This window comes from Paenibacillus sp. P22, from assembly GCF_000469945.2.
GTDB lineage: Bacteria > Bacillota > Bacilli > Paenibacillales > Paenibacillaceae > Paenibacillus_O > Paenibacillus_O humicus.
Genome location: NZ_CBRA020000070.1, coordinates 1 through 11504, shown reverse-complemented (window position 1 = coordinate 11504; position 11504 = coordinate 1). Strand labels below are relative to the sequence as shown.

Here is an 11504-nt window from a genome sequence, read left to right as displayed (position 1 = left end):
ATCAACCAATTCCTATGAATTCCCTCAAATAGCGGATCCTATGTCCGATACACCTGTTGTCAGAGGCGATTGTAGAACAAATTGAATTGCTGGAACTCGAAGCCGATCCGACGCCTGCGGAAGACGGTCCTTTCCTCTTCCTCCATGTCGAACAGGAATTTCGCCTCCGCGATGACTTGTCCTCCAGAAGGAATGTCCAAGCCCCCGAGCATGCGAAGCAGTGTCGACTTGCCGCTGCCGGATCTCCCGACAAGCCGACAATGGCGACGACTCCCCCTCGGCCGCTTCCATGGAAACTCCGTCCGGCGCCCCTGATTGGGCTCCACCCCGTATATTTTCTTCAGTTCGATCTTGTTCTGAGCTGTGCCATCTTCTATTCACTCCAATAGGATGAAATCAAATCCCCCCGATGATAGCCCTCTCTTCTTACATTCTCGTGACAGCACATCCGCCCGCGGCAGAAACGGAGGACCGTCCGTTGCTGATCGCCGGGCCTATTCGTATAGTCCGCTTGCATCCGGAACGGCCTTGCCCTATTATAGACATAAGATATCCATAATAATGAACGCTTCACGCAAGGAGACACCGCGCATGCAATTTTCCAAAAGCACAGGATACGCCCTTCACACTCTCATCCACTTGGCCCAGGCGGAACGCGGCCGGTATGTAGGAATCAAGGAGCTGGCTTCCAAGCAAGGATTGCCGGAGAGCTATTTGTCCAAGATCATGTCCAAGCTTCGTCAGGACGGCATCGTCCGCGCCGTTACGGGAGCAAGCGGCGGCTACGAGCTCGCGCGCCCCGGGAGCGAGATTACGTTCTACGATGTCATCTCCGTGGTGGAGGGGCGGCAGCAGATGTATGAATGCCATGCCGCCAACGAGCATCAGCACGAGCTGTTTGCCGAAGCCGACGCCTCCGGATGCGAGTGCCTGGTAAAAAAGGTCATGGACGGCGCCGAGCGCCAGATGCTGGACTATCTGAAGCAGCATACGATCCAGGGAGTTCTGGATGCGGCCTCCTTCTCTTGCAGCCCAGAGCACCGTGCCTGAACAAGCATGCGGCATCATGAAGATATGGGATTGGCAGGCGTCGAACCGGCCGGGGTGAAAAAGCTGCAAACTGCGGGGACCGGGCTGCAGGTGCAGAAGCGGCGGGCTGCGAGTGAAGAGAGCTGCAAACTGCGGGGACCAGGCTGCTGAGGCTGCAAACTGCGGGGACCAGGCTGCAGGTGCTGAGGCTGCGGGCTTCGAGGGCCGGGCTGCAGGTTCAGAGGCTGCGGGGACCGGGCATCAAGCCGAGAGGCTTCTTGCGCCGTTATTATGGATATAAAAGATCCAGAAAGGTTGGGATGAACATGGCAGAACGATTGGACAGCATCATTATCGGAGGCGGGCCGGCAGGCATGAGCGCCGCTCTCGTCCTGGGCAGAGCCCGCAGAAATGTGCTCGTGATCGACGAGGAGCGCCCGCGCAACCGGGTCACCCATGCAACCCACGGATTTTTGACTCGCGACGGCATCAGTCCCGGGGAGTTCAGAAGGGTCGCAAGGGAGCAGATCGCAGCTTACCCGTCGGTCCGCTTCATCCGCGATCAAGCGGTTGAGATTGCGGGAAGCGACGGCGACTTCCGGTTGACGACTCTTAGCGGCGAGAGCTACCGGAGCAAAAAGCTGCTGTTCGCCTCAGGCAAGAAGGATCTGCCTATGAATATTCCCGGGCTTGAAGATGTGTACGGCCGCAGCGCTTTCGTCTGCCCCTTTTGCGACGGCTGGGAGCTGCGGGACAAACCGCTCGCGCTGATCGTCAATGGCCCTCACGCGCTCCACTTCGCCAAGCTTGTGTCGGGCTGGTCGCGTCATATCGCCATCTGCACGAATGGACCGGATGAACAGGTCGATGAACAGCGGGAGCAGCTGGCCGCGCGCGGAATTCCTTTGTATGCTTCCCCTATTAGGCAAATTGAATCCAGCGATGGCATCGTTACGAATGTCCTTCTGGAGGACGGCACCTCCGTGCCGTGCAGCGGAATCTTCTTCGCTTCCAAGCTCGCGCCGGGATCCGATCTGCCCGTCGCGCTCGGCTGCATCAACAACGATCAGGGAGTGCTGGACGTGGACGCACGGGGCAAAACAAACATCCCGGGCGTATTCGGGGCCGGAGACGCGGCCACGCCGATGAATCAAGCTATTGTCGCCGCCTCGATGGGCTCTGTCGCAGCCGCAGGCATCGTGTCCGAGCTCGCAGAAGAGGATTGGACTAACCGGATTTAAGCGAGCCTGCCGGCTCGTCTGCGCCGCTTATCGGCAAAAATCGGGGAAAAGGAACAACCCGCGTCGCCGGACAATGCCAAAAAGGGTTCCCGGGCAGAAATCTGCTCTTGGGAACCCTAATCTGTTTTTCCTTGCACATTACCGCTTCGTATCGATCGGCTTCAAATTCGCCTCGATCTGCTCCCGCCGCCCCTCGAGAAACGGCGGCAGCGCCAGCGTTTCGCCGAGCTCGGACAGCTCCTCGTCGGTATCGAAGCCCGGTCCGTCCGTCGCCAGCTCGAACAGGATTCCGTTCGGCTCCCGGAAGTAGAGCGAGCGGAAGTAGAAGCGGTCCACGAAGCCGGAGTTCGGGAAGCCGGCGCTCTGGATGCGGCCCACCCAGGCCCGCAGCTCCTCCTCGTCCTCGACGCGGAAAGCGACATGGTGGACGCCGCCGCGGCCAAGCCGCTCGGGCTCCAGATCATAGCGCTCCTCCACATGCACCTCCGCCCCGCTGCCGCCCTCGCCCGTCTCCAGCACGATGACGTCTGGCTGGCCTTCCTCGTAAGCAGGGAAAGAGCCTTTGCGGCGGAAGCCCATCAGCTCCGTCAGCACGGCGACAGTCGGCTGCGCGTTGGCGACCGTGAGCTGTACCGGGCCGAGCCCGGTAATGCCGTATTCCTGCGGAACAGGGCTCAGCTCCCATGGCGTGCCTGCGGCGACTCCGGCTCCGTGCTCGTCGGAGACGAGCACCAGCCGCTGCCCTTCCGGGTCGCGGAATGCCAGCGTGGCGCGGCCGGCGCGATCCCGCACCTCGTCGCGGTCGACGCCATGCTCATCGAGGCGCTTCGCCCAGTACTCCAGCGCCTCGTCGCTGCGCACCCGCAGCGACAAGGACGAGATGCTGCTTGTGCCGGGACGGTTCCTGCCTGCCATCGGCATCTCGAAGAACGTCAGCTCCGTTCCCGGATTTCCCTTTTCATCCCCGTAGAACAGATGGTACATGCTGGTGTCGTCTTGATTGACGGTCTTCTTGACCAGCCTCATGCCAAGCACCCGAGTATAAAAATCATAGTTCAGCGACGCCTTGGCGGTAAAAGCGGAAAAATGATGTAGGCCTTTCAATGCTGCAGCCATCGTCGTTACCTCCTTCTATGGAAACCAAACCGATCCTCATCCGTTCGAACACCGAAAAGTATTCAGCCACATGAATAATTGATCTGCTCCAGCTCAGCCTTGGCGGAAATGCTTGGCGAACCATGCCGCCGCCGCTTCAACCTCGGTGCCCGTCAGCTGGTGGCCGTAATTCTCCCAGTGAAGGCCGACGTCGGCTCCGGCTTCCGCGAGCAGCGACTTCAGCTCCTCCGTTTCATGCGGCGGACAGATCCGGTCGTTCGTGCCGGCTCCGATGAACACCGGCAGCCCGTTCAGCTCCGGCAGCTTCAAACCTCGGCGCGGAACCATCGGATGATGGAGCGCCGCTCCGCGGAAGGAAACGGCCTCATGGAAGATCAGGCTGGCTGCGATGTTCGCTCCGTTGGAATAGCCCACGGCAATCATATTGGATCGGTCGAGTCCGTACTTGGCGGCTGCCTCGTCCAGGAAATCCCTCAGCTCGCCCGTGCGGCGCACAAGATCCTCCTCGTCGAAGATGCCCTCCGCCAGCCGCCGGAAGAAGCGGGGCATCCCGTTCTCCAGCACGCTGCCGCGAACCGACAGCACGGCCGACTCCGGAGAGATCAGCTCCGCCAGCGGCAGCAGATCATGCTCCGTGCCTCCTGTTCCATGGAACAATACCAGCGTCGGGGCGTCTTGGCTGCGGCCTTCCTTATAGAAATGGACCATGCTCATGATTATTCCTCCCCCAGGCTGCGAACCGTGATCGGCAGCAAGCCGGCTTCGATCTGCTCCCGGTGAGGCTCGTACCAGTCCGGCAGCATCAGCTTGGCGCCGAGCTGGTCCTCCGCCTCGTCCACCGCGAATCCCGGCGGATCGGTCGCGATCTCGAACAGGATGCCGCCGCTTTCCCTGAAGTACACCGCGTTGAAATACTGGCGGTCGATGACCGGCGTCGGCTGGAAGCCTCCGGCCGCCGCAGCCGCTCTCCACTGCTCGTGCTCGGCGAAGTCCTTCGCGCGCCAGGCGATATGATGCACCGTTCCCGCGCCGCCGCTGCCATATTCGACATCCTCGAGCGGCACGTCGACGACGTTGCCGAGCTCGCCTTCGCCGATGAAACGGGCGAAGCCGTCCGACTCGCCGGCAGCCTTGAGGCCGAGCGTGTCGGTCAGAGCCCGGCGCGTCGCGGCCGAATTCGTGCTGTACAGAAGCGCTCCGCCAAAGCCCTTTACGGCTTTGTCCGACGGCACGCCGCCAAAGCTCCAGCTGTTCTCGGCTCCTTGCTCGCGCTCGACGATTTCCAGCAGCATGCCTTCGCGGTCCGCGAATTGCAGCAGCTCTTCTCCGAAGCGGACGGCCTTCGCCGTCTCGACGCCGAAGCGGGTCAGCCGCTCTTCCCAGAACGCCATCGAGCCGGGAGGCACCGCCAAAGTCGTGATGCCGACCTGGCCGCCGCCGACGCGGCCTTTGCGCGAGCCCGGATGAGGGAAGAAGGTCAGGATCGTGCCGGGGCTGCCATGCTCGTCTCCGAAGTAGAGGTGGTACACTTCAGGAGCGTCGAAGTTGATCGTTTTCTTGACCATGCGAAGGCCGAGCACGCCGGCGTAGAAGTCTACGATTCCTTGCGGATCGGTAGCGAAAGCGGTGATATGGTGGATGCCCTTGGTTGCGAGTGTCATCGTAAGTTCCTCCCGATTATCTTAAAGTTAAAGTATTTGACCTGCGAAGGCTGTTTATTCACTGTGAAAGGCGATTTTCCGAAGGGGGCGGGATTCTATCCCTTCTCCGCCCCGCGTCCGAGCTTCTTCAGCAAAGATGCCGCCAGCTCCTTCTCCTCCGGATCGAGTCCGGCCGTCAACGAGTGGATCAGCGAGGCATGCTGAGGAAAAATGGAATCGAACAGCCGCCTTCCCTGCTCGGTCAGCTCGGCGAACGTCACTCTTCGGTCATCCTCGCATGGGATGCGCTTCAGCAGCTCCTTCTTCTCCAGCTTGTCGATGTTGTAGGTCACGCTGCCGCTCGTCACGAGAATTTTCTCCCCGATCTGCTGCAGAGGCACGCGCCCCTTCGTGTACAACACTTCCAGCACGGTGAATTCGGATGGCGACAAGCCGTATTTCTTCATATCCTTGATCGCCAGATCCATGATCGTCCGGTAGGCCTTGGACAGGACGACGAACAGCTTGAGCGATGCCGCCTGATCATCTGGTTCCCTCGTCGCTTCCATCATGTTCATCGCCCCTTAAATGTCTTTAATTTAATTATCTTTAATTAAAGATAAATCATTTCGAAGTCGTTGTCAACCGCTTTCCGCGGACTTATTTTGAACGACGCTTCAATCTCTTCTGCTCCCCAAACACATAGGCTGCTTCCGCCTGCACTTGGAATAGGGGAACGGCAATTCCCGAAGGATTTCATTGCGGAAATACACTCCGGCTGCAGGGGAAACCGTCCTTTGAAACAGCTCGTTATTGTCGGTTTGGCTGGCGAGACTAGAGCATGAATTTTCAAGGCCGATTAGATGGACGCGGAGGCGCTGGGCAATCCGGGCAATCGGACATAGGTTCCGTTATTACAACGAAATGACGGATTTTCGGTCATTATCGGACATAGGATCCGTTATTTGCGAATTTTTATTTGGATAGCGGTAGCTAAAGGGAGAATAACGGATCGTATGTCCGGTAGAAAGCCTATTGGCCGAGATTCGACGAAATAGCGGATCGTATGTCCGATAGCCATTTTTGCAACCTTTTGAAGCCATAATCCGCTTAAGTCCGAGCCTCATGAAGCTGGGAAAAAGGTACCGCAAGTCTTTTTCCGACTCAAAAAAGAGAAACCCGCTGAGATAGGCGTTTGGGCTTGTTTCAACCCCAATAAGAAAGCTGCGAGCCGCATGAGAGCATGAGCGAAGTGAAGGCCGTCAACAGGACAAATACCCGCAAGGCCTATTCAGCCGCCGGGACTGCCGAAGCAGCCGCCTGCCAGGCCCATCGACGACAAGGAAAATCCACGCCGATGTCGTTCAGTCCCATTGAAATCAAAAACAGCAAGACAGGCTTGAGGCCGATATCAAACCAAATTTGTTCGAACAAAAAAAAGGGAACCGCAGCGACAAAAGGCGCGGTTCCGTACTTGTGTTTAATACTTCAACCCTGTCGACGCTGCTTCACATGATATCCGCAGTGCTTCCGCATCCGAGCATGAAGCCAGGAAAGCCTGTTTATAGCCGGCTGTCTGTTGGCATCGGACGTTATTTCCCGTCCGCAATCGGAGCCTGACACGGACCGTGTCACGAAATCACCGCATGCGGCCTTCCCTGTTCCAGCTGCCTTACCTGTTCCAGCTGCCTTACCTGTTCCAGCGGCCTTACCTGTTCCAGCGGCCTTCTCTGTTCCAGCGGCCTTCCAGCGGCCCTCCTGTTCAGCGGCCCTGACGTCTAGCTGCTCAACACGCGCTTGCCGAACAGGAACCGACCTTTCCAATAGTCGTTGAAGTCGTCCACGACGACGCCCGGATCCCCGTAAGTTTGGACAATCTTCCCGTTGCCTGCATAGATGCCGACATGTCCGACCACCTTGTTGCTGTCGTAGCGCCCCGGCGTGTAAAAGAACATCAAGTCGCCGGGCTGAAGCTCGGACTCGCTGACGGTCCGCCCCATTTGGGATTGCTCCCGCGATGTGCGGGGCAGCTCGACGCCGAACTTGCCATAGACGTATTGGGTGAAGGAAGAGCAATCGAACTTCTTCGTAGAGGCATAGCTGCCCGCGCCGAAATCATACGGGGTGCCGAGGAAACGCTTGGCCAGCTTCAGCAGCTCCTGCGCGCTTCCCGTGGAGAACGGCAGCAGGGAGCCGCCGCTGCGGAGGCCGGTCGGATCCGTCATCTGCATGGTGATGCCTCTTTGCGTATTGGCCTTCGGAGAATCCTGAAGCGGAGCGACGGTCAGCTCCCTCGTCTTGGCGTTCCAGCGGACCGGCGTCTCGAGCAGCGTCGTCAGCGAATCCGATGAAATGCAGGGCTGGCCGCCGATCGAGCGCGGAGCATCCGGCAAATCGACCGTCCGGCTGCCGGATACCGCATTGACGTCGCCCATCCGAACCTTGTAGGCCGCGTCCGTATCTCCGATCGCATAACCGTCGCGCATGGAATGCACCTTCATGTTGACGGCGCGTGCGGCATGCTCCAGCGGAATCCATACCTTGCCGTCCGCTTCCGTCATCGGGACTTGGTAGACGCTTTGCTTGCCTACCTTGATCGTCCCGGCGCCCAGCTGCTGCTGCATGTTCTGCATGCGCATGTTCAAATCATTGTAAGGCCTCTCTCCTGCCGTGCCGCAGCCTCCTGCCAAGCTGGCCGCAGCGGCCAGCACGAAGGCCGGCTTCAAGCTTTTTCGCAGCCATTTTCTTTGTGCCATCATGTCCACTCCCTATGCTCTGGAATGCAGCCGCAGCTCCGACCGTCGATCCGGTCAACGCTGCGGCTCCGATCTGTTCTTAGAGTGGATTCGGGAGTTGGAATTATACGCAGAGAGATGGAATTTTTATGAAATAGAGGTAGACTAAATTTGAATGATAAAAAATGGTTTCACTATTTGAAGCTAAAACGCCCTACTCAAGCTGGATTCCCGCTTTCTCTTTCATTCCATTCCTTTGTTAAGGAGGCCAACCTTTCATGGGGTACTCATTTCACGGCATTGATCATGCGCAGCTTGCCGCTCCAGCCGGCAGAGAAGCCGAAGCACGCGCCTTTTACGGGGGTGTGCTGGGATGGCCCGAGCTGCCCAAGCCTGCTGCCCTGCAGAGCCGGGGGCGGCGTCTGGTTTCAGTGCGGAACGCATCAGGTCCATATCGGCGTGCAAAAGGATTTCGTTCCCGCCGCGAAAGCCCATCCCGCCTTCGGCGTGAGCGGGCTGGATGCCTTGCGGCTTCGGTTGGAGGAAAGCGGAATCTCCGTCCAAGAGGACGAGATGCGCGCCGAAGAAGGAATCGGACGCTTCTATTGCAGCGATCCCTTCGGCAATCGGCTGGAGTTCATGGAAAGGCTCTGATTACCTTCTCCATCTCCGAACGGCTCTGCCTTCAAGCGGGAAGGTGCGGAGCGAAATTCGGGCTGGCTTGATATTTTCGGAAGCCGAAAACCGTCCTATCTAAAAAGAATCTTCATCAAGGATCGAGGTGAAAGCTCATGGGACTCCTGCTCCTCCTTTGCTTCACGGGAACGGCAGCAGGCACGGCGGCCGCGGCCAAGCTGCTCGGAAAGATTCCCGGAATCCCCAAAGCGGCTTCAATCGGCTTATCGATCGTGCTGTCAGGCGTCTTCTTTTGCAGCTGGCTGGCCAACTTCCTCCGCTCGTTTACGCCGATGCCTTAAGCTTCCGCCATTCCGCCATTCTCAAGCGAGGATGGATCTCTGCCTGATCATCTTCCAATCACATCCAGCCCGCGACTATGAAAAAGCCGCCTTCTCCATCGTTGATGGAGAAGGCGGCTTGCTTCGCGTTCCAAGCCTATGAGGTCGGAAGATCCGATATGCCCGTATTGGCTTTGACCAGCACCTCGTCGTACTTGGCTGCGTTCGTCTTGGACGAGAGGAACGTTCCGAGGAACGCGCCGATGAAGCCGAGCGGGATGGAGATGATGCCGGGGTTCGTCAGGTCGATGAGCGGTGTACCGACGAGAATGGCTTTGCCTGCGACGGGGTTCCAGACGTTCGGGCTGATCATGACGAGGAACAGGGCCGAGATCAGGCCGGTCAGCATGCCCGTTATGGCTCCCGCTGTATTGAACCGCTTCCAGAATACCGTGAACAGGATGACCGGCAGATTCGCGCTTGCCGCGACGGCGAAGGCCAGCGAGACGAGGAAGGCGACATTGAGCTTCTGGGCGAAGAGAGCCAGGACGATGGAGACGACCGCGACGCCGACGGAAGCCAGCTTGGCCATGCGCACCTGATCCTTTTCCTTGGCCTGGCCTTTGCGCAGGATATGATTGTAGAAGTCATGGGAGAAGGCCGAGGCGGCCGACAGGACCAGTCCGGCCACGACCGCCAGGATCGTAGCGAAGGCGACGGCGGATATGAAGGCGAACAGGAACTCTCCGCCGAGCGCCTTGGCCAGCAGCGGAGCGGCCATGTTGCCGGCGGCGTTGGCCTTCACGATCGTCTCCTCGCCGACGAAGGCGGCTGCGCCGAAGCCGAGGAACAGCGTCATGATGTAGAAGATGCCGATGATCCATGTCGCCGTCACGACGGATTTGCGAGCGGTCGGAGCGTCCTTGACCGTGAAGAAGCGGATCAGGATATGCGGCAGGCCGGCTGTGCCGAGCACAAGCGCCAGATTGAGCGAGATCGTGTCGAGGCCGTTCTTGAACTTGTTGCCGGGGTTCAGGAACGCCTCCTTCAGGCCTGTTGCGCTCTTCATCTCCGTGAACATGTGGCCGATGTTGAAGTCGAACTTGGCGAATACGATCAGGGAGATGATCAGCGTTCCCGCCATGAGCAGGACGCATTTGATAATCTGCACCCAGCTCGTCGCCGTCATGCCGCCGAAGACGACGTATACGGTCATCAGCACGCCGACGATCAGGACCGAGGTGGTGTAATCCAGGCTCGGAATCAGCAGGGCGATCAGGCCGCCGGCGCCTACGAGCTGGGCGATCATGTAGAAGATAGAGATGACGATGGAGTTCAGCGCCGCCACGCCGCGAATTTGCGGCTGATTGAAGCGCGCGGCGATCATGTCGGCCATCGTATAACGGCCCAGGTTGCGCAAAGGCTCCGCGACGAGATAGAGCACGACCAGATAGGCGACGAGGAAGCCGATGCTGTAGAAGAAGCCGTCGAAGCCGAACAGCGCGATCATGCCGGCGATGCCGAGGAAGGAAGCGGCCGACATGTAGTCGCCGGCGATGGCCAGTCCGTTCTGCCAGCCGGTCAAGCCGCCGCCGGCGGTGTAGAATTCGCTCGCGGTCTTCGATTTTTTGGAAGCGTAATAAGTGATGACCAGAGTGCCGAGAACAATGAGCAGGAACAGCAGGAACGCCGTGTTCATGAAGTTTTCCGCCCTTTCTCATGGGCCTGGCCGCTGCTCGCGACCTCGGCCTTGATGCCATCGACCATCTCGTCGAACTTGGCCGCCTTGCGGCTGTAGACGGTGCAAAGCGTCCAGGTCATGATGAACTGCGCCGTTCCGAGCAGCCATGCCCAGGAGACCGGTCCGAGCGCGGGCTCGTTGAGCACCTTGGAGTAGGAGGTCAGGATGGGCAGGGTAAAGTAGAAAGCGAGGAAAAAGAGGGTCATCGGGAGCAGGAATTGCTTTTTCTTCCGCAACAAGGCACGAAACGAATCCGAACGGGCTACGTCGCTGTAGGTCAGCGGAGCTTTGGCCACTTGGCATCCTCCTCTTATGAAAACGCTTTATTCCTACTATACACGCCAGCTCTCCGCCTCCGGAGCTTTGTGTCGCGAAATGTTGATTCCGCCTCCTGAATGGATGAAATGCGGTTGCGAACGGTCGGTTGCCGAAGTCAGTGGATAAGCGGCCGCAATCCCGCTCGGGCAGCCCGGAACGACGAACTCCATGGAATCGAACAAAAAGCTCCGCTTCCGATGCGGAAGCAGAGCGCAGGCCTTGCTGGAAGTCCCAACTCCGGCTCTCGCCGGCCGGCGCCGGCATGGAGCTTTTCCGCCGTTCCAGGCCCAATGCCGAGCTGCGATCATCCGCCTTCCTCCAGCAGCCGCAGCATTTCCTTGGCGGCGGAACGGGATACCGGGATGCGGATCTCCTCCGCATGCTTGAGCACCGCGTTGTAGGCTCCGTTGAACCAGGGCTGGATTTCCCGGATATAGTCCAGGTTGACGAGGTAGCTCCGGTGCGGCCGAAAAAAACCGGCACCGAGGCGCTCCTCCAGCTCCTGCAGCGTCTGGCGAGCGGTATACTCGTTCCCGTCCGCCATCCGGATCCGGGTCAGCTTCTCTTCCTTGACGGCGAACAGCAGGGAGCGGCCGTCGAGCACGACCATCTTCCCCCCGTCCTCGATCAGCAGACGGATCCGCCGCGAGGCAGCAGGACCAGAGGATGCCGGAAGCGGCATAGGCGCTGCGGATGCGGCAGTCCCGGCTGGCGTTCCTGCCCCGGCC

13 protein-coding genes and 1 pseudogene are annotated in these 11504 nt (G+C 59.2%); 5 read left to right on the top strand and 9 right to left on the bottom strand.

Annotated elements, in window-relative coordinates; genetic code table 11:
* Positions 1–59: 59 nt before the first annotated feature.
* Positions 60–326 carry an ATP-binding cassette domain-containing protein gene (locus tag BN871_RS26810; protein ID WP_021880997.1) on the bottom strand — a complete coding sequence of 89 codons (267 nt, stop codon included), beginning with the start codon at positions 324–326 and terminating at the stop codon, positions 60–62.
* A gap of 265 nt (positions 327–591) precedes the next feature.
* Between BN871_RS26810 and BN871_RS11345 the strand changes: the two genes are divergently transcribed.
* Both BN871_RS11345 and BN871_RS11340 read left to right on the top strand, forming a co-directional pair.
* On the top strand, positions 592–1050 hold the full coding sequence (locus BN871_RS11345) for an Rrf2 family transcriptional regulator (protein ID WP_048746041.1): 459 nt from the start codon (positions 592–594) through the stop codon (positions 1048–1050).
* Positions 1051–1355: 305 nt separating this feature from the next.
* Positions 1356–2270, top strand: a complete 915-nt coding sequence (locus tag BN871_RS11340) for an NAD(P)/FAD-dependent oxidoreductase (RefSeq protein WP_048746074.1) — start codon at positions 1356–1358, stop codon at positions 2268–2270.
* A gap of 138 nt (positions 2271–2408) precedes the next feature.
* Here BN871_RS11340 and BN871_RS11335 read toward each other — a convergent pair whose 3' ends face one another.
* The 4 genes from BN871_RS11335 to BN871_RS11320 form a co-directional block, all read right to left on the bottom strand.
* Positions 2409–3386, bottom strand: coding sequence for a ring-cleaving dioxygenase (locus BN871_RS11335; protein ID WP_021881720.1), 978 nt, complete (start codon positions 3384–3386; stop codon positions 2409–2411).
* Between the two features lie 93 nt (positions 3387–3479).
* Positions 3480–4094 carry an alpha/beta hydrolase gene (locus BN871_RS11330; protein WP_198156234.1) on the bottom strand — a complete coding sequence of 205 codons (615 nt, stop codon included), beginning with the start codon at positions 4092–4094 and terminating at the stop codon, positions 3480–3482.
* Positions 4095–4102: 8 nt separating this feature from the next.
* Positions 4103–5047, bottom strand: a complete 945-nt coding sequence (locus BN871_RS11325) for a ring-cleaving dioxygenase (RefSeq protein ID WP_021881722.1) — start codon at positions 5045–5047, stop codon at positions 4103–4105.
* Positions 5048–5142: 95 nt separating this feature from the next.
* A complete protein-coding gene (locus tag BN871_RS11320; RefSeq protein WP_174806384.1) occupies positions 5143–5595 on the bottom strand; it encodes a MarR family winged helix-turn-helix transcriptional regulator in 453 nt (150 codons plus the stop codon).
* Between the two features lie 1059 nt (positions 5596–6654).
* Here BN871_RS11320 and BN871_RS26805 point away from each other — a divergent pair.
* Positions 6655–6801, top strand: a complete 147-nt coding sequence (locus tag BN871_RS26805) for a hypothetical protein (RefSeq protein ID WP_157054011.1) — start codon at positions 6655–6657, stop codon at positions 6799–6801.
* 3 nt (positions 6802–6804) lie between these two features.
* Here the strand turns inward: BN871_RS26805 and BN871_RS26190 are convergent, their stop codons facing one another.
* On the bottom strand, positions 6805–7785 hold the full coding sequence (locus tag BN871_RS26190) for an NlpC/P60 family protein (protein ID WP_083436388.1): 981 nt from the start codon (positions 7783–7785) through the stop codon (positions 6805–6807).
* A gap of 254 nt (positions 7786–8039) precedes the next feature.
* On the opposite strand from BN871_RS26190, the pseudogene BN871_RS11310 reads away from it, so the two are divergent.
* Together BN871_RS11310 and BN871_RS11305 are read left to right on the top strand one after the other, a co-directional pair.
* A pseudogene (locus BN871_RS11310) lies at positions 8040–8415 on the top strand (VOC family protein).
* 137 nt (positions 8416–8552) lie between these two features.
* The gene (locus tag BN871_RS11305) at positions 8553–8738 is read left to right on the top strand and encodes a hypothetical protein (protein ID WP_021881716.1); all 186 of its coding nucleotides are present in this window, start codon (positions 8553–8555) and stop codon (positions 8736–8738) included.
* A 136-nt stretch (positions 8739–8874) separates the two neighbouring features.
* Here BN871_RS11305 and BN871_RS11300 read toward each other — a convergent pair whose 3' ends face one another.
* The 3 genes from BN871_RS11300 to BN871_RS11285 all read right to left on the bottom strand — a co-directional run.
* Positions 8875–10416 carry a cation acetate symporter gene (locus BN871_RS11300; RefSeq protein ID WP_021881715.1) on the bottom strand — a complete coding sequence of 514 codons (1542 nt, stop codon included), beginning with the start codon at positions 10414–10416 and terminating at the stop codon, positions 8875–8877.
* Positions 10413–10754 carry a DUF485 domain-containing protein gene (locus BN871_RS11295; RefSeq protein ID WP_021881714.1) on the bottom strand — a complete coding sequence of 114 codons (342 nt, stop codon included), beginning with the start codon at positions 10752–10754 and terminating at the stop codon, positions 10413–10415. Before BN871_RS11295 ends, BN871_RS11300 begins: the two co-directional genes overlap by 4 nt.
* 326 nt (positions 10755–11080) lie before the next feature.
* Positions 11081–11504, bottom strand: a 424-nt coding sequence (locus tag BN871_RS11285; RefSeq protein ID WP_048746038.1) for a LytTR family DNA-binding domain-containing protein, incomplete at its 5' end; no start/stop codon positions are given.